This is a genomic window from Methanobacterium sp., from assembly GCA_039666455.1.
Classification (GTDB): Archaea; Methanobacteriota; Methanobacteria; order Methanobacteriales; family Methanobacteriaceae; genus Methanobacterium_D.
The window spans coordinates 33,289-58,309 of the sequence record JAVSLW010000027.1 but is presented as its reverse complement, the minus strand read 5'-3'; the positions used below and the strand labels follow the sequence as shown (position 1 = coordinate 58,309).

General features: G+C 31.6%; 25 protein-coding genes. 13 read left to right on the top strand and 12 right to left on the bottom strand.

Annotated features, from left to right (window positions below; translation table 11 throughout):
• Positions 1–59 precede the first annotated feature (59 nt).
• From PQ963_07270 to PQ963_07250, 5 genes are all read right to left on the bottom strand, one after another.
• Positions 60–782 carry an FKBP-type peptidyl-prolyl cis-trans isomerase gene (locus PQ963_07270; GenBank protein ID MEN4029461.1) on the bottom strand — a complete coding sequence of 241 codons (723 nt, stop codon included), beginning with the start codon at positions 780–782 and terminating at the stop codon, positions 60–62.
• Positions 773–1,867 (bottom strand): nucleotidyltransferase family protein, encoded by a 1,095-nt coding sequence (locus PQ963_07265; GenBank protein ID MEN4029460.1) that lies wholly within the window; start codon positions 1,865–1,867, stop codon positions 773–775. The genes PQ963_07270 and PQ963_07265 overlap by 10 nt, the downstream gene beginning before the upstream one ends.
• A gap of 71 nt (positions 1,868–1,938) precedes the next feature.
• A complete protein-coding gene (locus tag PQ963_07260; protein MEN4029459.1) occupies positions 1,939–2,832 on the bottom strand; it encodes a cation diffusion facilitator family transporter in 894 nt (297 codons plus the stop codon).
• 18 nt (positions 2,833–2,850) lie between these two features.
• Positions 2,851–3,966: a pyridoxal phosphate-dependent aminotransferase gene (locus tag PQ963_07255; GenBank protein MEN4029458.1), complete on the bottom strand. Its 1,116-nt coding sequence runs from the start codon at positions 3,964–3,966 to the stop codon at positions 2,851–2,853.
• 107 nt (positions 3,967–4,073) lie between these two features.
• Positions 4,074–5,624 carry a radical SAM protein gene (locus PQ963_07250; protein MEN4029457.1) on the bottom strand — a complete coding sequence of 517 codons (1,551 nt, stop codon included), beginning with the start codon at positions 5,622–5,624 and terminating at the stop codon, positions 4,074–4,076.
• A gap of 87 nt (positions 5,625–5,711) precedes the next feature.
• Here PQ963_07250 and PQ963_07245 point away from each other — a divergent pair, with 87 nt between their 5' ends.
• The 9 genes from PQ963_07245 (at position 5,712) to PQ963_07205 (ending at position 14,420) form a co-directional block, all read left to right on the top strand.
• Positions 5,712–6,176: a phosphopantetheine adenylyltransferase gene (locus PQ963_07245; GenBank protein ID MEN4029456.1), complete on the top strand. Its 465-nt coding sequence runs from the start codon at positions 5,712–5,714 to the stop codon at positions 6,174–6,176.
• A gap of 12 nt (positions 6,177–6,188) precedes the next feature.
• A complete protein-coding gene (gene yjjX, locus PQ963_07240; protein ID MEN4029455.1) occupies positions 6,189–6,722 on the top strand; it encodes an inosine/xanthosine triphosphatase in 534 nt (177 codons plus the stop codon).
• 212 nt (positions 6,723–6,934) lie between these two features.
• Positions 6,935–8,446 (top strand): glycosyltransferase family 39 protein, encoded by a 1,512-nt coding sequence (locus PQ963_07235; GenBank protein MEN4029454.1) that lies wholly within the window; start codon positions 6,935–6,937, stop codon positions 8,444–8,446.
• A gap of 77 nt (positions 8,447–8,523) precedes the next feature.
• Positions 8,524–9,717, top strand: coding sequence for a glycosyltransferase family 4 protein (locus PQ963_07230; protein MEN4029453.1), 1,194 nt, complete (start codon positions 8,524–8,526; stop codon positions 9,715–9,717).
• A 580-nt stretch (positions 9,718–10,297) separates the two neighbouring features.
• Positions 10,298–10,720 (top strand): DapH/DapD/GlmU-related protein, encoded by a 423-nt coding sequence (locus PQ963_07225; protein MEN4029452.1) that lies wholly within the window; start codon positions 10,298–10,300, stop codon positions 10,718–10,720.
• Positions 10,721–10,753: 33 nt separating this feature from the next.
• Positions 10,754–11,542, top strand: a complete 789-nt coding sequence (locus tag PQ963_07220; protein MEN4029451.1) for a class I SAM-dependent methyltransferase — start codon at positions 10,754–10,756, stop codon at positions 11,540–11,542.
• A 22-nt stretch (positions 11,543–11,564) separates the two neighbouring features.
• On the top strand, positions 11,565–12,554 hold the full coding sequence (locus PQ963_07215) for an NAD-dependent 4,6-dehydratase LegB (protein MEN4029450.1): 990 nt from the start codon (positions 11,565–11,567) through the stop codon (positions 12,552–12,554).
• A 12-nt stretch (positions 12,555–12,566) separates the two neighbouring features.
• Positions 12,567–13,277, top strand: a complete 711-nt coding sequence (locus tag PQ963_07210; GenBank protein ID MEN4029449.1) for a sugar phosphate nucleotidyltransferase — start codon at positions 12,567–12,569, stop codon at positions 13,275–13,277.
• Positions 13,278–13,280: 3 nt separating this feature from the next.
• Positions 13,281–14,420: a DegT/DnrJ/EryC1/StrS family aminotransferase gene (locus PQ963_07205; GenBank protein ID MEN4029448.1), complete on the top strand. Its 1,140-nt coding sequence runs from the start codon at positions 13,281–13,283 to the stop codon at positions 14,418–14,420.
• Positions 14,421–14,471: 51 nt separating this feature from the next.
• Here PQ963_07205 and PQ963_07200 read toward each other — a convergent pair whose 3' ends face one another.
• Both PQ963_07200 and PQ963_07195 read right to left on the bottom strand, forming a co-directional pair.
• Positions 14,472–15,653 (bottom strand): glycosyltransferase family 4 protein, encoded by a 1,182-nt coding sequence (locus PQ963_07200; protein ID MEN4029447.1) that lies wholly within the window; start codon positions 15,651–15,653, stop codon positions 14,472–14,474.
• A 41-nt stretch (positions 15,654–15,694) separates the two neighbouring features.
• Complete coding sequence (locus PQ963_07195; protein ID MEN4029446.1) at positions 15,695–16,639, bottom strand: glycosyltransferase family 2 protein; 945 nt, start codon at positions 16,637–16,639, stop codon at positions 15,695–15,697.
• A 48-nt stretch (positions 16,640–16,687) separates the two neighbouring features.
• On the opposite strand from PQ963_07195, the gene wecB reads away from it, so the two are divergent.
• Positions 16,688–17,788, top strand: coding sequence for a UDP-N-acetylglucosamine 2-epimerase (non-hydrolyzing) (wecB, locus tag PQ963_07190; protein MEN4029445.1), 1,101 nt, complete (start codon positions 16,688–16,690; stop codon positions 17,786–17,788).
• Between the two features lies 1 nt (position 17,789).
• Here the strand turns inward: wecB and PQ963_07185 are convergent, their stop codons facing one another.
• Positions 17,790–18,431 carry a DapH/DapD/GlmU-related protein gene (locus tag PQ963_07185; GenBank protein ID MEN4029444.1) on the bottom strand — a complete coding sequence of 214 codons (642 nt, stop codon included), beginning with the start codon at positions 18,429–18,431 and terminating at the stop codon, positions 17,790–17,792.
• A gap of 734 nt (positions 18,432–19,165) precedes the next feature.
• Between PQ963_07185 and PQ963_07180 the strand changes: the two genes are divergently transcribed.
• The gene (locus PQ963_07180; GenBank protein MEN4029443.1) at positions 19,166–20,821 is read left to right on the top strand and encodes a glycosyltransferase family 39 protein; all 1,656 of its coding nucleotides are present in this window, start codon (positions 19,166–19,168) and stop codon (positions 20,819–20,821) included.
• A gap of 293 nt (positions 20,822–21,114) precedes the next feature.
• Positions 21,115–23,343 carry an STT3 domain-containing protein gene (locus PQ963_07175; GenBank protein ID MEN4029442.1) on the top strand — a complete coding sequence of 743 codons (2,229 nt, stop codon included), beginning with the start codon at positions 21,115–21,117 and terminating at the stop codon, positions 23,341–23,343.
• Positions 23,344–23,357: 14 nt separating this feature from the next.
• Here the strand turns inward: PQ963_07175 and PQ963_07170 are convergent, their stop codons facing one another.
• From PQ963_07170 to PQ963_07160, 3 genes are read right to left on the bottom strand one after another with little or no spacing between them, the layout of a single operon-like run.
• The gene (locus PQ963_07170; protein ID MEN4029441.1) at positions 23,358–23,537 is read right to left on the bottom strand and encodes a class III signal peptide-containing protein; all 180 of its coding nucleotides are present in this window, start codon (positions 23,535–23,537) and stop codon (positions 23,358–23,360) included.
• 53 nt (positions 23,538–23,590) lie between these two features.
• Positions 23,591–23,761 carry a class III signal peptide-containing protein gene (locus tag PQ963_07165; GenBank protein MEN4029440.1) on the bottom strand — a complete coding sequence of 57 codons (171 nt, stop codon included), beginning with the start codon at positions 23,759–23,761 and terminating at the stop codon, positions 23,591–23,593.
• A 20-nt stretch (positions 23,762–23,781) separates the two neighbouring features.
• Positions 23,782–23,955 carry a class III signal peptide-containing protein gene (locus tag PQ963_07160; protein ID MEN4029439.1) on the bottom strand — a complete coding sequence of 58 codons (174 nt, stop codon included), beginning with the start codon at positions 23,953–23,955 and terminating at the stop codon, positions 23,782–23,784.
• Positions 23,956–24,215: 260 nt separating this feature from the next.
• Here PQ963_07160 and PQ963_07155 point away from each other — a divergent pair, with 260 nt between their 5' ends.
• Positions 24,216–24,752: a hypothetical protein gene (locus PQ963_07155; protein MEN4029438.1), complete on the top strand. Its 537-nt coding sequence runs from the start codon at positions 24,216–24,218 to the stop codon at positions 24,750–24,752.
• Positions 24,753–24,766: 14 nt separating this feature from the next.
• Here the strand turns inward: PQ963_07155 and PQ963_07150 are convergent, their stop codons facing one another.
• Positions 24,767–24,946 carry a class III signal peptide-containing protein gene (locus PQ963_07150; GenBank protein MEN4029437.1) on the bottom strand — a complete coding sequence of 60 codons (180 nt, stop codon included), beginning with the start codon at positions 24,944–24,946 and terminating at the stop codon, positions 24,767–24,769.
• Positions 24,947–25,021 lie beyond the last annotated feature (75 nt).

The following is a 25,021-nucleotide window of genomic DNA, read 5'->3' as shown; positions in this document are numbered from 1 at the left end:
TCATGTAAACATCTGAAGGAAGTTCTAATAGCCTATTAAAATTAAATAAAAGAAGAAAATTATTCTTCTGCTTCTTCTTTTTCTTCTGTATTGGCTTTCTTTTCAAAGACATCCACAAATTCAACTCTGTTTATACCCATATTGTCCCAGATATCCCTTGCAATTCTGAATTTAGCATAGGTAACCTTATTATCGAATTTAGCCATTTCACTAAGATATATCATCACTTTATCCTCTTCTATTTTCACTTCATGGTCTTCTGGTTTCATATTCGGGTTAGGGTACTGGAGTTCTATGATTCCATAGACTTTTTCCAGGTCTTCTTCGATTATTTTTTCAACTTCAACGTCATAAACAAGTGTTTTACCTGCAAATTCATGGTTAAAGTCCACTGTTACTCTTCCACCACTGATGCTCCTTATTTTACCAGGCTGACCTTCCATGGTTATGGTCATTCCTACCTGAGGCTTCATCTTCTGTTTCTGGAATTCACGCATTGGTATGAGCTTTAATAGCTTAGGGTCTCTTAAACCAAAACCGTCTTCTGGAGCAACTTCAACTGTCTTCTTCTCACCTACTTCCATTCCAACAAGGCCATTATCAAGACCTTTCAAGACATGGCCTACTCCTACGGCTATTGGTATTGCACCAAAAACCTTATTTTCAGTTTTAAGACCTGCTTCTTCTGCAATTTCTTCACTTGTTGTGTCAAAAATTTCTCCTGTTTCCTGTACCTTTCCAGTGTAGTTAAGCCTTATAAAATCTCCTTCTTTTACTGCCATAATTCTATCCTCCTATGTGGTATGCTCTTTTTAAAGTTTTTAAGCGTTTCTTTGTCTTTATAATTTAATACACGAATAACAGATGGATATTTATCTATATATTTCCATAATGCATCTTTTTTGATCCCTGCTTCCAGTGAAGATAGTACCCTGTTTTTAAAGTGTCTGCTGAAACCCTGCAAAATGCATCTTTCAACTTCAGCAATGCTTTTAAAGGGCCGACCTTTAATAATACTTCGGGCAGTCCTATCATCTAAAAGGGCCAGTGATTTTAAATATTCGAGAGGTCCATGATTAGCACGCTCAATTATGCCTTTTTCATCTCTATAAAGTGGAGCTCTATCTGCTTCAATTTCCCTGTTTAAAATCTCAATGGTTTGCAGAGGCAGCATATTGCTTACTGATTCAAAATTCCCTTTTAAAACAGATTCTCTAATTTTAGTGCCACTTACACCTTCAATACGCTCTACAAATATGAATTTATCCTTGAAATCAAAATTGATTTTTTTCAAAGATTTTGAAAGAGAAACAATAACATAGTTATCCTCATGAAGCTTTCCACTAATTAGAACTTCCCCTGTATCCATATCAACAATTTTATAGGGTTTTGGAGCTACTCCTCTTCCATCTGATATTCTCTGGAGTATCTCTCGAAAGCCAGGAACTGGTTTATATCCCCTGGGAATATAATCTGCATCCACTGCTTTAAAAATCTTTGCAAGACACAGTGAATACTGTCCAGAACCCATTATTCCCATAGGGGGGCCTTCAATAACAATATCTGCCCCAACAGCGACTGCAGAATCTGCTCTTGCCTTTCGGGTCATGATGTAGGGAAGTCCCCTGCCGCTTCGCTCAAACGGTCCTGGAACCACTGCAACAAATAATCCACCGGGAACCTGTTTTTTTGCCTTCATCATGCAGTGCCTGTGACCTGCATGTAACGGAGAATACTCAGTAAAATCTGCAATTATCTGGAATTCATCGCTAATTTCCCCATAGCGTGCTTTTTTTTTAAAATCTTCCAGTAAGATTTCCCGATCCTTGAAGATGTAGTTTTTCACAAATTCTTCCCCTGAAAGCATAGTGTAATATTTAGGATCATTAGATAAGTTATTTATCCTGTTCACCATGACTATTAAGTGTTAAAATATTTTTAATCTATACAGTAATCTTCATCTTTTGGGCAGACATGGACCAGAACCATTGATACAATATCAACGTCGTTAATTATCTTTTCTTCAACATTGTGTGCTATTTCATGCGCCTCTTTTAAACTCAAATCCTCTGCCACAGTAACATGAAGTTCAACTGATGCATAAGGCCCTAAATAATTTATCCGGACGTCATGAACATCGAAAGTGCCTCTAACTGATAATGCTGAATTTGTAATGTTTTCAAGTACTTCCTTTGATGGAACTGTGCCCATTATATTGTTTATATTCTCCTTTGCAATGTCAAAAGCTGTTTTTAAAACCATCAGGGCTATAAAAATTGCTACTATTGGATCTAAAATAGGAAATCCAAACTGTGCCCCTATTACTCCCACAAAAATGGCTGCACAGGAAAATATATCCACCTTTTGATGATGAGCATCTGCCACTATAGCCGGGCTGTTTATTTTTTTACCAGTTTTCAGGATATACCTGGTCATAATCAGGTTTATAAAAACTCCTGCAAGTGCCATTACTGCTGCTATAGTTTCTGGAGGAGTTACAGGTCCCTCTAAAAATATTTTTCGGTAGACCTCTAAAAAAATTTCATAAACTATTATTCCAAGAAAAACTACAATTATAATTCCAACAAGCGGCTCTGCCCGGCCATGCCCATAGGGATGGAGCCGGTCTGGAGGCTTTAATCCAATTCTAAATCCAACAAACGTTATTGTTGAAGTTAAAATGTCAGAAAAGGTGTGCGCTGCTTCAGCAACAAGTGCCGTACTCCCCGATAAGATCCCAACAGTGAAATTAAATATGGTAAGCCCTATATTTCCAATTATAGCTACAAAAACTGCCCTTCGACCTAATTTCTTTCTCTTTTCAATATTCAACTTTAAAACCTCAAAAAATTAAAAGTCAACTGCTTCCAATCTATCCATAGCTTCAACTAATTTTTCATATGAAGCAGCATATGATATTCTGAAGTGTCCTTCACCGCCTTTTCCAAATCCACTGCCCTCAACAATTACAACACCATTTTTAATGGCCTCATTAACAAATTCAACTGAATTATCAACCCTGGGAAATACATAAAATGCTCCTTCAGGTGCTTTAATTTCAATTCCCATTTCATTCAATCTTTTAACTACAAAATCTCTCCTTCTTTTAAATTCGCTCCTCATTTCATCCACACAATTCTGCGGACCGGTTAATGCTTCAAGAGCTGCTATTTGAGATAAGGAACTTGCACATGCAGTATTATATTGATGGACCTTCAACATTTCTTCGCTTAATTCTGGTTTAGAAGCTACATACCCTATTCTAAAGCCTGTCATTGCATAGGTCTTGGAAAAGCCGTTTATGGTTATTGTGTTATCAGTGTACCTTCCAGGACTGTGGTGCTTTCCTTCATAGATTATTTTCTCATAAATCTCATCAGATATCAAAAATATATTTTTATCTTCTGCTATTTCAGCAATACCCTTAATATCTTCTTTTTGCATGACTGCGCCTGTGGGGTTTGAAGGAGAATTTAAAATTATTGCTTTAGTTTTACTGCTTATCTTTTCAAGTACGTTTTGAGCAGTCATTTGAAATTTATCATCTTCTTTAAGTTTAAGAGGTACAGATTTACCTTCTGCAAGCTTTACACATGGATCATACGATAAAAATCCAGGATCAGGAATTAAAACTTCATCTCCCCTATTTATTAATGATTGAAGACTTATATGAAGCGCTTCACTTGCTCCAACAGTTACAATTATTGACTCTGGATCAGCTTCTATTTTATTTTCATCAGATAGTTTGCAGGATATAGCTTCTCTAAGTTCAAGAATACCTTTATTTGAAGTATAGTGAGTGAAACCTTCATCTAAAGCTTTTTTAACAGCATTTCTAATATGTTCTGGCGTGTCAAAATCTGGTTCGCCAAGGCTGAGGTTAACTGCATTTTCAGGTGTTAGATCAAACATTTTACGTATTTGTGAAAGCTGTATTGATTTGCATCTTTTTGCTGGTTGAAACATAATCTATTACCCTCATTTTTTCTATTGTATAGTTAAACCTATTACTACTTAAAGTGAAAGCTCAGCCTTTTGCTCAAACCAGATGAATCCACCGCAAAAAAATATTATCATTCGCATGCACCACACCTGTAGCACCCGAAAGTTTCACACCACGGTGTTATTTCGCCTTTCATGGCTTTCTGGTATTCACGTTTTAAAAATTCTGGCTTAACACCCACATCAATATTTTTCCAGGGTAATTCATCATCTAAATTCCATTTAATATCTACTTTTTCCCATTCCCTGAACCTGTACTTCTTTTTATAGGTTTTTTCAATTAAATCTCCAATTCTTGCATCTCCAACTGATAAAATGTGCTGAATATATGCCTCCTTTAAGTCTTCAAGCTTTAGCGACACATTTTTAAGGTTCTGATTTATGTAATTATATTTTGTCTTCAAATCCTCCAGATCAAATTCTTCCCACTGAAATGGAGTATGGGGCTTTGGAATAAACGGATTTATGCTTATCCTAACTGCATTTTTTCTTTCACTCATCTTACTGAGGGTTTTTATATAGCCAGCCATTTCCTGAATATCATCCATTGTCTCTAAAGGTAACCCCACTAAAAAATACATTTTAACGTTCATTTTCCTTTTAAATGCCATATTCATGACCTTTAAAATCTGTTCATCAGTTACTGGTTTATTTAATACATTTCTAAGTCTCCATGTAGATTCTGGAGCTATGGTTATGGTTTTAAGTCCACTTTTTCCTAAAATATCAATTAAATTTGAAGTTATGGCCTCTATCCTGAGTGATGGGCTTGTAACTTTAAACCCTCTCTCCATAAGTCCTTCACATAATTCTTCTATTTTAGAGTACCCTGAAACATCCGCTCCGATTAAAGCAATCTTATTTAACCCTGTGGCTTTTCTTCCTTTTTCAGCTATCTTAAATAATTTTTTTAAAGAAGCTTCTCTTCTGGGTCTGTAAATGCAGCCAGCCATACAGAATCTACAGCCCCGAGTACATCCTCTGGAAACTCCAAGCAGAAATGCATCCCCAAATGCAGGTATAAAACGTTTATCATCAGTTTTTGAAACGACCTGTCTTACCGGATGCCAGGCATCTTCCATCTCTTTGACTATAGCCATTTTTACGGGGTTATCTGGAATATAAACTCCTTTTATATCTAAAAATGCATTAATTTCCTTTTTGGGGTTGTCAAGCTCTATACAGGTATCCAGTACTTCATCAAGAATTACCTCTGCTTCCCCCACAATGAAAAGGTCAATGAATTTACTCATTGGGAGAGGATTTGAGCTTGCGCACGGCCCTCCAGCAATAATTAAAGGATCATCTGAGGTTCTATCTTCTTTCATTACTTCAATTCCTGCTTTATTTAGCATCCTGAGCACATTGAAATAGTCCTGCTCATATTGCAGTGAAAAACTGATAATATCAAAATCAGAAAGTTTCGTATTGGACTCTAAACTTTCAACATAAGGATAAACAACCCGCTCGCAATATACATCTTCCCTTGAATTCAGGAAATCATATATAACATGAAAACCAAGTGAAGACATCGCTGCTTTATAGAGGTTGGGGTAACAGGATGCAAACCTTAAATTAACCTTTCTTGGATCCTTTATAACCACATTTTGCTCACGCAACATATACTTATAATCTGGATTTAAGTTATAATAAAATATCTAAAAATTTTCAAATCACCATTATTTTAAACAAACAAAAAGGTAAAATAAATGAAATACGTAGCTGTTGGAGGCACATTTGACCGGTTTCACAAAGGGCATGAGAAACTGCTGAATGAAGCGTTTGAAACAGGTGATAATGTGCTAATTGGAGTTACATCTGATGAATTTGGAGGGAAAAAAGGCAATATTGACCCCTATGCAAAAAGAATTTCCCGGCTTGAAGAGTTCCTGCAGAAATTCAATTCAAGATATGAAGTTAAAAAACTGGAAGACCCCTACGGCCCAACGATTTATGATTCAAAAATAGATGCAATAGTTGTAAGTAGAGAGACGAAACCTGTTGCAGATAAAATTAATGAGATAAGGCAAAAAAAGGGAATGGATCCCCTCCAGATTTTTGTAATTGACTGGGTGCTTGCAGATGATGGCAGACCAATTCTTTCAACAAGAATAAGGAATGGAGAAATAGACAGAAATGGGAAAGTTCTTAAAAATTCTTCTAAAGCTTTGTAAAAGGCAGATAATATGAAGGTTGCAGTCGGATCAAAAAATCCAGTGAAGATTAATGCAGTTAGGAGTGTTCTGGAAAAGGTTTATGAAGAAGTTAACATTGTAGGGATCGATGTTGATTCAGAAGTACCACATCAACCATTTGGTATAGATGAAACCATTAAAGGGGCCATAAATAGGGCTAAAAATGCATATTTTGATGATTTTGATTTAAGTGTAGGAATAGAGTCTGGTTTGATGGAAACACCGAATTCATTAACTGGATATATTGATTTACAGTGGTGTGCTATTTTTGATGGAGAAAGGATAACTCTCGGAGTTAGTTCGGGTTTTGAATATCCGCCTTCTGTAATTGAAGAAGTTTTAAAGGGCAAAGAAGTTGGAGACGTGATGGATAAAGTGACTGGTGTGGATAATCTGGGTCAAAAAGAGGGTGCGGTTAGTTATTTATCTAAAGGGATGCTTGATAGGGCTGAGAATACTGAGCAGTGTGTTTTAACGGCTATGATTCCGAGGATGAATGAGGAAATTTATTTTAAGTTAGTATAAATCAATACTACAATTATGCAGTGATTTCTATGGACAATTTATCTAAATCAAGAGATATCTGGAAAAAATATAACACTTACATCCCCTTAATTATTTTAATTGTAGTTATAAGTTTAATCACATATTACAGAGTAATAATTCAAATCGAAACCGGGCCAATTTCAGATGCATGTGATTTTCTTTCTAATGCCCTTGTATTTGCCGGGCAGGACATGGGTTATTCAGATTTAATGAGGCCTCCCCTTCTTTCATTCTTAACTTCTATTCCATTTAGAATGGGATATGTATCTCCGACTACACTTTTTGCTTTAGATGGATTATTGTATATCTTTGGCGTTATTGGACTATATTTCCTGTTAAAACTCAAATTTAGTACAATTCAAAGTTTTTTAGGCGCTTTGGTATATGCTACTTTCCCCACAGTCCTTTTTATTATGGGATTTGGATTTTCAGATCTTGCAAGCGTTTCCTTTACAATCTGGACATTTTATTTCCTGATCTTAGCTGTTAAAAGAGATTCAAGGTTCTTTTACTTAGCGTTCCCATTTGCTATGCTGGCTTTTTTAACCAGATATAACAGTGCACTTATTATATTCCCTATTTGTCTTTATATTTTGATAAACAGAGATAAAATTAAAAATATCAAGAATATGCTTGGTGGAATGTTCACATCTCTTTTGTTATTGGTTCCTGTCTTTATTTTCTATGGCCAAAAATTTGGCAACATGGTCTACCCATTTATGGCCTTCTTTGGAGCAACTTCAACCTCCCTTTCCTCAGAAAGTGCCGCGTATAACCCTAATTTATTCTTCTTCATCGAAAAACTTCATTTATTTATAGGAATAGAAAGTATTTTAACTGTATTAATTATTGCAGCCGGTTTTTTTATTTATATGATTTTAAAATTAAAAAGAGAGCCATTTGATAAAAAAATGTTATTTAATGGATTAAATGTTAGAAATAGAAATACAAAATTGAAATTAGTGTTATTTGTGGCTTTAGCATTGGTTTTTGCTTTTAGTTTTGGTCATATTTCGGCATATTATAGTGAAGTTTTATTCTTTATTTTAGCTTATTTGCTTTATGATTTCCTTAAAAACTTTAAAATAAAAGATCTGGATATGCACATACTCTTTTTCGCATGGTTCATGGCATTTTTTATATTTCACAGCGTTTTTGCAATTAAGGTAGATAGATATTTCGTTTTAATGGCTCCTCCAGTCGCATACTTTTTAATATTAGGTTTAAGTGGAATTTCAAACCGATTAAAATTTAAAATTAAAAATTTTAATGTAATACCATCTATTCTTGCTATAAGCCTAATTATACTAATCCTTTTATCCACTACCTCTTATTTGCCATCTATAATCCAAGCCAGCCAGAAATACAAAGTTACCAATGAAATAATAATTTCGGCAAGTGAATGGTTTATAAATTATGACCCTGATTATAAGAATAAGACAATATGTTCAGATATATGGCCCTATTTCGGTTGGTACTTGAAAACCAATGTAAGACCTATGCCTGAATTTAAAGGCGATCAGAAGTTCTATGGAGGAATAACGGATTATAATTTAACTTCACAGGATAATATAGCTTACAACAAAGAATTAGAAATCAATAATGCAGATTATTATTTCTGTAACCGGCCAGAGCTAAATTTAACTTCATATAAACCAATTAAGCAGTTTGGGAAGTTGATTATATATAAAAGATCAGTTTAATAAATAGCTACAAGTGGGCTTTCTCTTAGAAGGCAAAATCAGGATTTTTTGGCTAAATACTTAAAAAAGGTAGCATTATGAAAATTTGCTTGGTTCCAACGATGTTTCCAAAGTACAAAGGAGACTATTATGGTTCTTTTGTATTTGATGAGGCTAAAATGCTCGTAAAAAGGGGATTTGAAGTTCATGTAGTTACTCAACATAATCCAGACATACCTTATGAGGAAATAATGGATGGAATTCATGTTCACAGATTTAGATGGTTAGAACCAAGAGAATTTAGGGCTTTAGTCCATTTTAAGGGTTTAAAAGATAATTTCAGACTTATAACTTATCTCATTTCACTGTTTTTCAATTTAATCATTGTAATCAGGAAATATGATATTGAAATTATCCATGCTCATTCTACCATACCAACAGGACTTATAGGAGTTATTGTAGCAAAAATCATTGGAAAACCTGTTTTTATTACAGCCCATGGAATGGATATAAACAATTTTGAAAACCATCCTCTTTTTAAGAGATTACTGGCATTTTCTTTGAATAATTGCAGTAAAACAATAGCTGTAAGTGGAGATCTGGCTAAAAAGATGATATCTTTAGGAATTTCTAAAAACAAAATAATGATTTCAAGGAATGCCGTGGATACAGATAGATTTAAACCATTTAAAAATGAATCCCTACGCAACATTCATAAAATTAAAGATAATGACATATTACTTCTTTTTGTTGGATATTTAGACACATTCAAGGGTATCTTTGAATTAATAAATGCATTTTATGATGTAAATAAAAAAAATAAGAATTCAATGCTTATGATAATAGGTGAAGGGCCTAAATATGATGAACTTAAAAAGAAAGTATTTGAATTGGATTTAGAAAAATCAGTGATATTTACCGGGAAAGTATCACCAGTAAATGTTCATGAATATTACCAATCTGCAGATATTTTTGTGCTGCCATCCTATACTGAAGGTATACCTATCTCTATTTTAGAAGCAATGGCTTGTGGGCTTCCCATTGTAAGTAGTGATGTTGGTGGAATACCTGAAGTAGTGAAAGATTGTGAAAATGGTTTTCTTGTTCCTCCAAAAGACAAAAAGCAGCTTGCAGTTAAATTAGATGTATTAATTGAGGATTCAAATTTAAGAAAAAAATTTGCAAAGAATTCTATTCAAATTATAAATGATGAATTTAATATTAAAAATAAAATACACGAGTTAATAAAGCTGTATGCTGAAGTTAATAGGTGTGAAGGGAAATACCATTAATTTATTTCATTTCAAAAAACATTTAATTGTGCTAAAACTCATTAAGAAACTATTTTTTGATGTTTTCTATAATTTCTTTAATTTCCATTCTGTCTTGACTTATTAGCAAAAATCTATTGATAATCACAAATAAAACAAGAACATGAGTAAAATATAGTAAATGCTCATCCATTCCCTAAATAATAGAAAAGTCCCGATTAAAATAATGTTTATCGATGTTTATTACCATGATTTTTGCATATCACGACCAGTCTATGATGTTCCTGATATTAATTATGAAACTTTTGGATAATGTTAAAGCTATACCATAAATTCCCAAATCACTTTCTGTTACTGATTGAATATGGTTTCATTTTCTTATTCCATTTAAAATTCCGATTAGTGTACTGTTTAAAACAAAAATAGGTATTAAAAATGAAATTAACTTAATTAAATAGTCCAGTTCAAGCATATGAAATATATCAAATGTAAATTTTATTTTATTCATGTTTAATCTCAAAATTTCTTTTTAATAAATATACAACATATTTAAAGGATTTCATGTTTAATTATTTTTATATAACTAAAATAGAGGATATCCATGAAAATGATCATTAATAGATTCAGAGGAATAATCCGTAGAATATTATTTGGTCCTTCTCTGGTCATTTATACTTCTGGAGGTTTTCCCGATGGAGAGTTAATAGGAAAACCAGCGCAAATAGGTGATTTCAGTGTTGTTCTTTATGGTGGGGGTATAAAAATGGGGAAAAATGTAAAAATAGGATATGGTGTTAAAATAATTTCTGTCTCAACTATAACTGGAAGTAACAATTCAAAATTCATTTCTGATCCAATTGATATTGGAGATAATGTAGAAATAGGATCCAATTCCGTAATTTTACCTGGTGTTAAGATTGGAAATAATGTTACTATAGGCGCAGGTTCAGTCGTTACAAAGGATATACAATCTAACTCTTTAGTAGTAGGAGTACCCGCTAAAATTATCAAAAGAAAAAAATAATGAACTATATTTTATCAATTTACGAGGAACAACATGAGTTTAAAAGAAACAAAAAATTACTGGGAAAATGAAGCTGTAAAGAGAATAAATGATTCAAATGAAGATTTATTCGACGATTATTGGACTAAAAGGTATATTGATAATCTAAAATATCTTAAACCAGGTAATAGAATTTTGGATATTGGTTGTGGAGATGCGAAATATTTCATTAAACTAAAAAATAAATATAATGAGTTTTATGGGATAGAATTAAGCAAGATTCATTTTGAAACTGCTAAAAAGTTATTTCCATCAGGAAATTATGCAGTAGCCGATGCTAATGAACTTCCTTTCGAAAATTGCTTTTTTGATACCATTATTTCATTTGGTGCTTTTGAACATAATGAGGATATTAATGATATATTCAAAGAGTGCTATAGAGTCTTAAATAAGGAAGGAATACTACTATTTTCAGTTCCAAATTATTATTCTACATATTTTCCTTATCTTTATATTTATAATAGGCTTAAAGGATATGATATGAATGCATCAATAGGCCATAACTATCCTATGAATTATTTAAAACTTAATCTTGAAAAAGTAGGATTCAAAAATATAAAAACTGTTGATACTATCTATGCCTCACCTTTGCCCATTTCAAGAGTTATTTCAACTTTATTTAATAATTTAACTAATCTAAACATATTTAAAAGAAAAAATAAAGATGCAGAAGGAGAAACCATAAAGAATAAATCAATTAATAAGTACAATGCAGATAAAATTTTTTATCCACTTGAATACATTGGATTAGGATTTATGAGAGTTATTTTTTGCAGTAAATAATTGTTCAATTGAAGGAATAATTATGAAATTAAAGAAAAAGAAGGTTTTGATAACGGGTGCAGGTGGATTCATTGGAAGCCATCTTACAGAATATTTGATTGATTTAGGAGCTGACGTTAAAGCATTTGTAAGGTACAATTCCAGAAATGATTGGGGAATGTTGGAATCCTTGCCAAAAGAAAAAATTGATCTTATTGAGGTTATAAATGGCGATTTAAGAGATTCTGATGCCATTAGATATGCTACAAGAGATGTTTCTGTAATTTTTCATTTAGGATCACTAATTGCTATACCTTATTCTTACATTCATCCAAGAGAAACTGTAGAAACCAATGTAATGGGCACTTTAAATGTTTTAACCGCTGCAAAAGATTTAAATGTTGATAAAGTGGTTCATACATCAACTAGTGAAGTATATGGGACGGCTAAATATGTTCCAATAGATGAAGATCATCCATTACAGGGACAGTCACCCTATTCCGCGTCCAAAATAGGTGCCGATAAAATTGCCGAAAGTTTTTACAGGTCCTATGAATTGCCAGTCAGTGTAATTAGACCATTTAATACATATGGACCGCGCCAATCTGCTAGAGCGGTGATACCCACTATAATAACACAAGCTCTAAAAAGTAATAAAATATCTTTAGGTTCTCTATATCCTACTAGGGATTATACTCATGTCCAAGATACAGTGGAAGGTTTTGTTAAAGTTGCTGAGTCCTCCAAGTCTATAGGCGAAGTAATAAACATAGGATCCAACTTTGAAATCTCCATTAAAGATTTGGCTTGGAAAATATTTGATATTATGGAAAAAGAAGTTAAAATTGCCTCGGATTCACCTCGTGTTAGGCCAAAAGACAGTGAAGTAGAGCGATTATGGTGTGATAATGCTAAAGCAAAGAATATTTTAGGTTGGGAGCCTGAAATTTCCCTGGATAACGGACTTAAAAATGTAATCGACTGGATATCTAAGAATATTGATTTTTATAAAGCCAGTATTTACAACAAATAGCGAGGATAAAAAATGAAAGCTGTAATTCTTGCAGGAGGTAAGGGAACTAGACTTAAACCTTACACAACTGTATTTCCTAAACCACTGATGCCTATAGGAAATAAACCCGTTCTTGAGATCGTAATTGGACAATTAAAATCATATGGATTTGATGAAATTATTTTAGCCGTAGGTCACTTAGCAGAACTTATAAAGGCATTTTTTAATGATGGCAGTAAATACAATACTAAAATAACGTATTTTAGAGAGGATGAACCCTTAGGCACAGCAGGACCTTTGTCAAAAATGAAAAAAGAACTGAATGAAAATTTTTTAATGATGAACGGTGATGTAATAACCACAATTGATTTTTCGAATTTACTAAATTATCATAATGAATCCGGTGCTATAGCTACCGTCGCATTGAAAAAGAAAGAAGTTAACATTGATTTTGGAGTAGTTGAACTAAGTGAAAATAAGGAGATTATAGGATATTCGGAAAAGCCTAAATTCAATTATTTAGTAAGTATGGGTGTTTATGTTTTTAGTCCAAGGGTTTTAGACTATATTGAAGATGATAAATATCTAGATTTCCCGGACCTAATAAAAAAGCTCATAAAAAATGGTGAAATCGTTAATAGTTACATTTATGATGGATACTGGTTAGACATAGGAAGACCAGAAGATTATGAGAAAGCAAACATGGAGCTGGACGAAATTTCTGAAAAATTATGCAAGAGGTAAATGATGCAGCAAGTTCCATTATCCGATATTGATATTGGCGAAGAAGAAATTAAAAGTGTGGAAAATGTATTAAAATCCAAATGGCTTTCTATGGGTCCTGTAACTCAAAAATTCGAAATTAAATTTGCTGAGTATTTAGGGGCAAAAAATGCATTTGGTGTTTCAAATGGCACTGCCGCATTACATATAGCCAATAAAGTCCTTGGAGTAGGAAAAGGAGATGAAGTAATAGTTCCATCCCTAACTTTTGTTGCTACTGCAAATTCCGTTTTATATTGTGGAGCTAAACCTGTTTTTGCAGATATAACAAGTAAAGAAGACTTTAACATTTCTCCAGAAAGTATTTTAGAAAAAGTATCTAGTAAAACTAAAGCCATTATAGTAGTCCATTATGGAGGTTATCCATGTGATATGGATGCAATTGCCGAAATTGCAGATGATCATAACTTAAAAATCATAGAAGATGTGGCTCACGCACCCGGTGCAGAACTTAAAGGAAAAAAATGTGGTACGATAGGAGAAATCGGTTGTTTCAGCTTTTTTGCCAATAAAAATATAGTAACTGGTGAAGGAGGAATGATTGTCACTGATAATAACGATCTCGCCCAAAAAATAAGAATAATGAGATCCCACAGTATGAACACATTAACATGGGATAGACATAAGGGTCATGCATACAGTTATGATGTTGTTGATATTGGATTCAATTACCGGATTAATGAAATAGCATCTGCCATTGGTTTGGTCCAGCTAAAAAAACTAGATGACAACAATTCAAAAAGAAAAATTATAACTGAAGAATATATTAAAAACCTAAAAAAAATTCCGGAAATAGTGATTCCATTTAATAAGTATAAGGGCACTTTTTCTTACCATATTTTTCCAATATTACTTTCTAAACAAATATCCAGAAATGATTTAATGGATAAATTAAAAAATAAAGGGATACAGACAAGTATTCACTATCCTCCAGTCCATGTGTTTACATATTATAAAAAATTATTTGGCTATCAAGAAGGAATACTACCAAAAACAGAATTTGTTGGTAAACATACTGTTTCAGTACCTCTTTATTCTGGAATGTCTGAAACTCAGATTAATCTTGTTTTAGAGTCTATAAGACAAATTATTGAAGAAAGTTGAAATAAATATTTTAATAAATGGATGTTCGAGTTAGCTTAAAGTCAAGGGATTTTAATTGTTAAAATTCGTTATTATTTCTTTATAAATCTTAAAATAGTGAGCAGCAACTTCATCCCAATCATATTTGGCAATATTTTTTTGAGCTTTTATTCCCATATCTTCTCTCATTTTTTCATTTCCCAATAAAATTTTTATTTTAACTGCTAAATCCTCAAAATTTTCAGATTTAAATATCAAACCTGTTTTTCCATCGATTAAAACCCCGGGATTAGACATATCTGATGCTATTACTGGTTTACCTAAAGCTGCTGCGTCAAAAAATGCTGCTGGCTGACAATCCCATCTTGAAGGAATAACAACAATTTTACTCGTACTATAATACTGATATTTTTCTTTATCAGAAATAAATCCTAAAAATTTTACCTGTTTCTCTAAATTTAGTTCTTTAACTAAAGTTTTTAATTTATTTTCTTGAGGTCCAATACCTGCAATATAAACGCAAACATCTGGAAAAGAATCCATAACTAACGGAATAGACTTAATTAAAATATCTGCACCCTTAATTTTTTGCAGGTTATTTACAAAGAAAATATCAGGATTTTCATTTAAATCACATGCCCTACCTATTCTTTTAACCTTTTCATACTCCACACCTGCAGGAACAACATATATTTTAGAATTTGTCCAGAAATTAACTAATTCTTTGATAGATTCTGAATCAACCACTACATTTGGAATTTTAGAGAAAATATATCTTTCATAAACCTTCCGAGGCAATGTAAAGAATATGTGTGCATAATATTTTCTGAAATCTCCTTTATAGTCTGCCCTATAATGTTTTGCTTCTTTTGCTATAATGCCATACGCAGTAACCAGTGATGTGTACTTTTTACGGAGAATTAATGCCAGCATCCCATAAATACAGCCTGTTGAGAAAACATGTATAATATCAGGGTTAATATCCCTTATTTTGTGGTTCATTTTAAATAAAAGTACAGGAAAATATAAAACATTAGCTAATCTTCCTTTTTTTATTACATGAATAAATAAATTACTCTTTTTGAATTTTTTATTTTCCCTGCCAATTTCTATTAAATGTATTTCTATATCATTGCGTTTTAAAAGATGTGATTTTAATTTTTCTTCATACGTATCCACACCTCTAACTATAGATCCATCATATAATCCTTTTAATGATAAACAAGATATCATTAAAACTTTGATTTTACTCATTTCAGGTCTCCACATGATTTGCAATATAATCCAATTGATTATTATTTCATTCTTTTTCTAATCAATCTGTTTTCCTTCTGAACTATGTATATTTCCCTTTTAAGAAGACTTATTTGAGTTGCTACAAATCCAAAAATCAATATTTGTATCCCTGAAAGTATCATTAATACCATAAATAGCATTAAAGGTCTTGTAGGATCTAAAATACCTGTTAAATATTCATAAAATAAATATATTGCACTTATTAATCCAATAAATAATAAAAATATCCCAATAGCACCAAACAACATTATAGGTTTCTCATAAAATGAAAATAATACATGTGATATTGTTTTAGCCCTGAACTTCAATTTTGATTGGCCTAATTCCCTACCTTCAAGCAATGCAGGGATTTCTTTAATTTTAAACCTTGTTGCACTTGCTTTTGACAGAATTTCAAGGTTAATATCTGTACCATTTGATTCTAACTCCAAAGAATCAACGACTTCTCTCCTATAAGCACGTAAAACTCCAGTAACTGTACTAAGATTTTCTGCCATTGAAAATCCTACAAACTTATTTGCTGCTTTGCTTATAAATAACCTGAAAGGAGGTACATTGTTAACCCCTCCCCCTTCCATATATGGAGATCCCACCACTATATCAACTGTTTCATCATTTATAAGCTCATTTACAAGTCTATGAATATGATCAGGTTTGTAGCTTAAGTCTGCATCAATGGTGACAATTATATCTCCCTTTGAATTATCAAATCCTGTTCTTATAGCCCTACCCATCCCCACATTTACAGAATGCTGTAAAATTTTAATATCATTATTTTTAGAGGCGAATTCGCTGGCTAATTTAAAAGTATCATCAGCACTGCCGTCATCAACTGCAATGATTTCGTAATCATCATAATCTTTTAAAACATCGTTTACCTTAGAAAGAGTATTCAAGGCATTTTCTTCCTCGTTGTACATTGGAATAATCACTGATATTTTCATGATAATGCTGTGGAAAGGCTTATTTATATTTTTTTCCAATTAATCTACATGAAAATTGCAACAATATTTGGAACCCGGCCTGAGATAATTAAACTTTCTCCCCTTATCCCACTACTTGATGAAGAATTTGACCACATTTTAATTCACACAGGGCAGCATTACTCATATAATATGGACAAAATCTTTTTTGAGGAATTAGGCTTGCGGAATTGTGATTATATCCTGAAGGTTGGATCTGGAACACATGCTGCACAAACCGGGAAAATGATGATGGAAATTGAAAAAGTGCTTTTAAAGGAGAATCCAGACATTGTAGTTGTCCAGGGAGATACAAATTCCACCCTTGCAGGCGCAATTACAGCTTCAAAGCTCAATATTAAAGTAGTACATGTTGAAGCAGGTTGTAGATCATTTGACAAAAAAATGCCTGAAGAATTAAATCGTATTTTAGTTGATCACTCTTCTGATATTTTATTTGCACCAGATGAAGATGCTACTCGAAATTTAGCGGTGGAAGGAATAGAAAAAGACATGGTTTACCTTGTAGGTAACACATCTGTGGACGCCTGTTTACGCATAGTCAATTTCTTCGATTCAAATAGCTTAAAAGAAAAGAATCTAAAAAAACAGGATTATGCTTTATTAACAATCCACAGACAGGAAAATACGGATCCTGATAAACTTAAAGAAATTATAAGTGCAATAAATGTAATTGCAGATAAAATAAAAATAGTATTCCCATTACATCTTCGAACAAAAAAGATAATTGAATCAAATGACATTGAAATAAACAAAAACATTTTATTAACTGAACCACTCGGCTACAAAGACTTTATAGGATTATTGACAAATTCAAAATTCACAATGACAGATTCTGGTGGAATACAGGAAGAAGCAGGGATTTTAGATGTTCCTTGTTTGATTTTAAGAGAAAATACCGAATGGAAATATCTTGTAGATATAGGGAAAAATATGCTGATTGGAACAGGCTATGAAAGCATTGTTAGCACTATAACTGATTTACTTGATAATGAACATGAGTTAGATAAAATGAAGAACATTAAAGCACCTATAAAGCAAGGGACGTCGAAAAAAATAGTTTCTATTCTTAAAAATTATTCCAATAGTGCTATTAAAAATAATAAATAAGTTAAATTTTATTTTGAACCATTAAATGCTTTGGAAGAGGTTTAAGTCTGGCAGGAGCACCTATTGCAAGGTAAAATGGAGGTACATCCCTTGTAACAATTGCCCCGGCAGCTATCATTGCGCCTTCTCCAATCTCTAAATCTGATAAAAATGTTGAATTTGCACCAATTGATGCACCCTTTCTGATGGTTGGCCCTTTAAGATCAAAATCAATTCTTATAGGATATCTATCATTGGTAAAACAAGCACATGGACCAATAAAAACATAATCCTCGATTAGCATGTTTGTTGGGATGTAAACATTTGATTGGATGCTAACATCATTTCCTATGTCACAATTTCCTTCTATCACTGAATTGGTTCCTATAAGGACATTATTACCAATTCTGGTTTTTTCTCTAATTACGACACCATGACCTGACCTGAAATCGTTTCCTATGTTAACATCATCATATATGACTGTATTTGAACGAATGAGTGCATTTTCCCCAATAATCGGAGATTTAGATCTTATTTTATATTTCACGCCAATAGTTACATTTTCCTGAATCCTGGGATTTCCACTAATTTTAGTATCTGGCCCTAAAATATTTCTAAACTTTGGAATATTCCCAGAACCTAAAATGTTTTTTAAAAATGGCATTGTATTCTCATTCTCCTATGGTTATTATTGAAATAATCATTACAATCACTCATAGTATAACTTCATTCAGTTTTATTCCCTTTTTATTCGTTTTTTATCATATTTATGGCAAATTAACGGAATTGGCATGATTATTACAATTATTATTCCTTCGATACTTATTATTATCGAAAAGAACAATTTTAATCCTATTAAAAGTTTATTACTCACAAGTATTTATGTTTTTTCTAATCAAATTTTAGATGTATATTGTAAAAAATCCAAAAATTAAATTTTTACGAGTGTATAATTTAAAAAGCTATTTTAGTAAACCCAATTTATGTTCTGACATTTGAAAATTAGTAATATATCAAAACTTATTATTTAAAATGATAAAATATTAAAAAAGAGTTAATCATTGAATTAGTTATTATTTCAGCCATATTTTCCTAGTTCTGCATAAATATAAACTTATTTTTATATATTTATGGAATTCCCGATACTAAAAATATCCTAAAAGATCAAATAACTAATATATAAACTCTCAAAAATTACAGAGTATCACATCATATTTTTATTGCAAATAATTAACAGTAAGTAGAATGTAAATAGATAATTAGCTGGATGATTTATTTATCTCCCACAAAAGATTACGTATAGAACTAGAAATATAGAAAAATGAATTTTATAGCTATGATTCCGATATGAAGAATACTATTTTAAGTAGCATGCAAAAAAAGATGAGAAGTGATTTTTTGCTTAACAATAAAAATAACTTTAAAACACACAAATCATTACTCTTGTTTATACTACTAATAATTGTAAGTTTAATTACTTATTATATAACAACAATTCAAATCAATCTCGGCCCAGGATGGGATACTTATGATTTCCTTGCAAATGCACTTGAATTTGCTGGAAAAGGCATAGGATATTCTGATTTAGCCAGACCCCCATTTCTATCGTTTTTAACATCCATATTTTTCAGGCTTGATTATGTATCAGAAACCATCATTTTACTTATTGACGGAATTTTATTTATTTTTGGTATAATTGGATTATATTTACTATTTAATTTGTGCTTTAATCCCGTTATGAGCTTTTTAGGGTCTTTACTATTTGCAACATTTCCTGCTGTAATTATATGGATAGGTGCAGGTTATACAGACATTGCAAGCGTTTCATTTTCAATCTGGGCCCTCTATTTCACAATTTTAGCTGTTAAAAAGAATTCAAAATATTTCTACTTACCATTCCCCCTCCTGATTATTGCATTTTTAACAAGATATCTTGCAGCTTTAATTATATTGCCTATAGGACTTTATCTGCTAATAAATAGGCAACATATAAAAAAATTAAATGATATAATAATTGGAATTTTGATATCAGTTTTAACTTTAATATCTGTCTTATTTTTTTCAAGTAAACTCAATTTTATCTCTCCATTTATTTCTTTTTCTGGCACAGCTCAACAAATAGATCCAAATGAGCATTTTGCTTACAATCCAGAAATATTTTACTATTTAAGCAATTTAACACATAATATAGGGATAACAGGTACTTTTATAATCTTAATTATATTATCAGGAATTATTATTTACCTGATTAAAAATTTTAATGAAATAAAGGGCCTTAATCCGTTAATTAAGTTTAAAAAAGCGAATAAATTCAAAAAAATAAAATTAATCGCATTTATCATTTTAATCATCATTTTTTTCGCTGCATTCGGTGAAAAATCTATTATACTAAGTGAAATTTTATTCCTTTTAATAGGATACATATCATACGAACTTTTAAAAAGATCTAACGCAAATATTGACATTGATTTGCTCTTTTTATCATGGTTTATGATTTATTTCATATTTCATAGCATTTTTGCGATTAAAGTAGATAGATATTTTATTTTAATGGCTCCCGCATTTGCATATTTTTTAATATTAGGATTAAACGGAATTTCAGACAAAATACATATTAAAATTAGAAATATAGATTTTAAATCAATTTTATCTCCTATTTTGATATTTATGATCCTTATATCAACTATAGGTTTTTTAAACAGCTTGCCAATGGAAGATCCAGATACAGAAAACGTTATAATTTCAAGCAACTGGCTAAAAAACTATGATCCTTCTTATAAAACTAAAATTATCTATGCTGACTTTTACTGGCCACATTATAGCTGGTATTTAAAAATGAATGTTACTCCTATGCCAATTCTTAAGGATGGAAACGAATATTTTTATGAACTAAAGGGCTACAATCCAAATTCACAGGATAATATAGCATATAACAATAAACTGAATGAAAATAGTGTTGATTACTACTTCAGTATTAGACACGGATTAAATCTAACATCATATAAACCAATTGAAAAGTTTGGAAAAATAACGTTATATGAAAAGATGAGTTAATAAGTATAAATGCAAAAAAAAGATTTAGATAAATTTTATAGAGAAAAAACGATGTTATATGGGCACAAAATGAATTAACTGAAAAAGTAGCATGGATGACGGGACGAAACGTCTCTAATGGAAGATATTTAGATGGACAATACGGAGATACAAGAGGATTTATATGGAAACACCAGAATATATTAACATCTATCTAACATCTATCTACAAAATAAAACCGTATTAATTAATGATATAAACAATAACACTCTAAACAACTTTAATTTGAGCATATAATCTGGAAATGACCAATTATGTTAAAAAAAGAAACAATAATAACCATTATAGCTATTTTAGTTATTTTTGTATTGGGATTTACTCTTAGAGCAGGATCAATTCATCTTTCAGGTATTCCAGATAATGAAAAAAGTTTCTATAAAGATCAAAACGATCTCCCCTATATGTATGAGATTGATTCATATTACAATTACAGATTAACTAAAAATTACCTGGATCATGGTTATCTTGGGGATACTAAAATAAATGGCAGAGAATGGGATCTGCATTCTTATTATCCTCCTGGCGTTCCTATGGATTATCCCCCTTTAATTGTTTATATCACAGCTTTTTTTTACAAGTTAGTTAATTTATTTAGCAATACCTCCTTGCTAATAGTTTGTTTCTGGATTCCTGTTTTCATTGCACCTCTTTGCGGAATTCCTGCATATTTTTTAGTAAGTAGGCTTACCAATGCTTATGGAGGTTTAGCTGCAGGATTTTTAGCTGTTATGTCTCCTTTTTATTTTACAAGGAGTGTTCCTGGCTGGTTTGATACTGACATGTTCATAATTTTATTTTCCATTCTGGTGGTTTTGTTTTTTACTGAAGCCATTCAAAGTAAAAATACAAGAAAAAGGATGATCTTTGCAGGTTTATCAGCATTTTCCATGTTTTTATTCTCAATGGCATGGAATGGATGGCAGTATCTATTTTATATGCTCTTTTTTTCTTCTGTTTTCTATATCCTACATGGAAAATTAAAGGATAAAAATGTAGAAAATATTTATTATACCTTTGCTGTATTCTTTTTGGGAAGTATAAGCTTAATATGGATCTTTACAGGATTTTTAAATATTTTCAAATTGGTTGCAGGCCTTTTTGAGTTTATAAAATTAATAGGAACTCAAAACATATGGGCTCCCTTCCCCGATCTTTACATATCCATTTTTGAACTTGGAAAACCATCTGCAAATGAAATAATAACTCAAACAAACCCAATTTTATTTGGATTAGGAATTTCAGGACTATTTCTGAGTTTAGGAATCTTAATAAAAAACTCACTTGAAAAACGGCTTTCAAATAATATTGACCGGTTCTTTTACATTTTCCTTGTTTTATGGACTTTATCCGGCTTTATAGCACTTTTTAAGGGTGCAAGATTTATTATGTTACTTATACCTCCACTTACAATAAGCACGGGTATTACAGTTGGAATTTTTGTGGATTATTTAAAAACTCTAAAAATAAAGAAAAATGTGAAAAGATTTTTCTATATTTCAATAATGCTTTTGTTAATTGTTCTCCCAATTCTAAACGTCCCTACAAGCAGTAAAGCCCTAATTCCTGCTGCAAATGACGACCTTTTTAATAGCGCAGAGTGGATTAAAAATAATACCTCCCCTAATACTGTAATTATTTCAGATTGGAGTTTTGGTCATTTTTTTACGGCCACTGCAAACCGTCCTGTTGTTTTTGATGGAAGATCAGCATATATTGAAACTCTACCTGTAAGACAATTTGATAAAAGTCCCCTTACATTTGAAGGTAAATCTCCAAACACTTCAAGGGATTACTGGATAAATCGGGCTTTTTCAACAAGTAATGAGAGCCTATCCTTCGGTATTTTTAGAATGCTTTCAACAAGTGGAGATGCAGCCTACCTAACTTTAGATGAATACACCGAAAATACTACTAAAAGTGTTGAGATTTTAAACCGCGTTTTAGGAGTTAATAAGACAGTTGCTAAAAATATTCTTATAAATGATTATGATTTAAATCAAAAACAGGCTGAAAATATATTAAATTACACACATCCAGACAATCCGAAACCATTTGTAATTGTAACCCACGATAAGATGATAATTACTGGAAAATGGATTTTTAAATTTGGTAATTGGGACTTTAATAAAGTAAAAGAAAGTGATTCCCTGTATTCAGTCGGTAATATAAAAATACATGAGTCATTCTTAAACACAAGTAACGATGTATTTATGGATTTAAAAACTGGTAATGTAAAATGGGAGGATAAAAGTCCATACAGCTCAATGATAATTAAAAATGGTGAGGTAAAAAAGAGTTATTCCGACAAAAAAAGCAGTTTTTGTGTTGTATTGCTTATGGATGATGAAAAAGCCATAGTTATGAATAAAACTTTTGAAAATTCCATATTTATGAAACTCATAGTTGAAAAAGATAATTCTACATATTTTAAATCAGTTTATAAAAATAAAAGAGTAACTGTGTGGAAAGCTACACAATACTAACGTTATTATAAATATTAACTACCTTGAAGGTTAGATCTTACTGATTGTAAATCTGCATCGGTAAACGCTGGTTGAGTGGTGAAGTATTGATTGTATATCAATAATGCAGCTATAGCAATAACAATAACACCACCAAATAATAAAATATATTCAGCTGCTCCCTGACCAAATTCATCATTTAGAAAAATATTAATGCCTCCTTTATGCTATGACCAAAAATAAAAAGATAAAAAATAAGTGCTGGAAGTTACATCTTATTAATCGCTGAATTCTTTGCAGAATCAACTACATCAGACACATTCCCTGCAACCGATTTTGAAATATCGACTATCCAGTTCCCTGCTACAATAACAAGCACCAGTAATGCTCCCATTAAGAGGATCATTTCAGCACTTATTTGAGCTTTTTCGTCTAACATGTAACTTCCATATAGTTTAATTAACCTTGAAGATTGGCTCTTACTGATGTTATATCTTGGTCAGAATCGAAACCTTGACCAGTGAAGTAAGATTGGTAGATCAACAATGCAGCTATCGCTATAACGATGACACCACCAAATAATAATATGTATTCAGCTGCTCCCTGTCCACCTTCGTCTTTCAAAAATTCCATAACACAACACCTCCAGTTTCATTATATAGTTTTTTATAAATTTACTCATATATAAAATATGTGTTAATACCTTTTTAATATTTTTAGACCATAATATGATTTATTATTTTTTATATCACCCCATTTTAAACTAAATTCTATTTCCAGTGAGTTATTGTTCTCACATACACAATTACTTTTTATACTACTTTGTGCATATACTCACATATAAAATTCAAAGCGTGAGGACTATGCCTGGAAATAATCTAAGGGGAATAACATTGGAAATAGTTCAGGAAAAGGAACTTTCTAAAAGAAAGATTCTTGAAGTGCTTAGAAAGAAATCAGGCAGATCTGTATCTGATAAAACGTTGAATGAAATATTAATGAACCTTTTAAAGGAGGGTGAAATTTATATTACAGGCTATGATTTCGATATTTACGATGGGATGAAAAGGATCCAGTCAATAAAGGCAGAAGGCCTCATATTCGGCCAGATGAAAAATAATCCGTTAGAAATAGGACTTTTAATCAATCAACTGGAAAGTAAAGACTCATCAAAAGTAAAAGAAGCATTTTACAGGCTTAGGTCTATTTTCAGGGGGAAAATAGAAGAATTAAAGAATAAGGATTTAAATGGTGAAATTGAAATAAATAACATTAATTCTCTTTTCAATAAAATAATGTACCACATAAACAACCAGACAAAAGACCAGAAAAACATTTTAATAAACAAGTTTGCATGGAGTTTAAGTAACGAGGAAGGGTCTGCTGACTTATTAAAGAACCTTATTAGCTATATAAACTCCTGTGAATAAGATATTAAAAACGATTAATTAGTAGGCATATTTGCTCTAACTTTATCTAAGTCTCCAGCAGCATTAAGAGGATTAGTGGTTTTTATATAATCTCTGTAAATTAATAATACAAGTATTGCAATAACAATCACTCCTCCGAAAAGCAAAATGTACTCCGCCGCTCCCTGTCCCCCTTCATCTCTTATAAACTCCATTGTAAGACACCTCATTATGATATTCTATTTAATAGTATATAAAAACTGTTATAATACATGATAAATTTTCTTTAT

Coding starts and splice junctions, on each gene's coding strand:
- PQ963_07160 (MEN4029439.1), bottom strand. CDS start 23,955: ATGGAATTTTTGAAAGACGAAGGTGGACAGGGAGCAGCTGAATACATA.
- PQ963_07270 (MEN4029461.1), bottom strand. CDS start 782: ATGGCAGTAAAAGAAGGAGATTTTATAAGGCTTAACTACACTGGAAAG.
- PQ963_07250 (MEN4029457.1), bottom strand. CDS start 5,624: ATGTTGCGTGAGCAAAATGTGGTTATAAAGGATCCAAGAAAGGTTAAT.
- PQ963_07195 (MEN4029446.1), bottom strand. CDS start 16,639: ATGAAAATATCAGTGATTATTCCAATGTACAACGAGGAAGAAAATGCC.
- PQ963_07220 (MEN4029451.1), top strand. CDS start 10,754: ATGAGTTTAAAAGAAACAAAAAATTACTGGGAAAATGAAGCTGTAAAG.
- wecB (MEN4029445.1), top strand. CDS start 16,688: ATGAAAATTGCAACAATATTTGGAACCCGGCCTGAGATAATTAAACTT.
- PQ963_07200 (MEN4029447.1), bottom strand. CDS start 15,653: ATGAGTAAAATCAAAGTTTTAATGATATCTTGTTTATCATTAAAAGGA.
- PQ963_07165 (MEN4029440.1), bottom strand. CDS start 23,761: ATGTTAGACGAAAAAGCTCAAATAAGTGCTGAAATGATCCTCTTAATG.
- PQ963_07210 (MEN4029449.1), top strand. CDS start 12,567: ATGAAAGCTGTAATTCTTGCAGGAGGTAAGGGAACTAGACTTAAACCT.
- PQ963_07245 (MEN4029456.1), top strand. CDS start 5,712: ATGAAATACGTAGCTGTTGGAGGCACATTTGACCGGTTTCACAAAGGG.
- PQ963_07215 (MEN4029450.1), top strand. CDS start 11,565: ATGAAATTAAAGAAAAAGAAGGTTTTGATAACGGGTGCAGGTGGATTC.
- PQ963_07225 (MEN4029452.1), top strand. CDS start 10,298: ATGAAAATGATCATTAATAGATTCAGAGGAATAATCCGTAGAATATTA.
- PQ963_07185 (MEN4029444.1), bottom strand. CDS start 18,431: ATGCCATTTTTAAAAAACATTTTAGGTTCTGGGAATATTCCAAAGTTT.
- PQ963_07230 (MEN4029453.1), top strand. CDS start 8,524: ATGAAAATTTGCTTGGTTCCAACGATGTTTCCAAAGTACAAAGGAGAC.
- PQ963_07265 (MEN4029460.1), bottom strand. CDS start 1,867: ATGCTTTCAGGGGAAGAATTTGTGAAAAACTACATCTTCAAGGATCGG.
- PQ963_07255 (MEN4029458.1), bottom strand. CDS start 3,966: ATGTTTCAACCAGCAAAAAGATGCAAATCAATACAGCTTTCACAAATA.
- PQ963_07150 (MEN4029437.1), bottom strand. CDS start 24,946: ATGGAGTTTATAAGAGATGAAGGGGGACAGGGAGCGGCGGAGTACATT.
- PQ963_07235 (MEN4029454.1), top strand. CDS start 6,935: ATGGGTTATTCAGATTTAATGAGGCCTCCCCTTCTTTCATTCTTAACT.
- PQ963_07205 (MEN4029448.1), top strand. CDS start 13,281: ATGCAGCAAGTTCCATTATCCGATATTGATATTGGCGAAGAAGAAATT.
- PQ963_07175 (MEN4029442.1), top strand. CDS start 21,115: ATGTTAAAAAAAGAAACAATAATAACCATTATAGCTATTTTAGTTATT.
- yjjX (MEN4029455.1), top strand. CDS start 6,189: ATGAAGGTTGCAGTCGGATCAAAAAATCCAGTGAAGATTAATGCAGTT.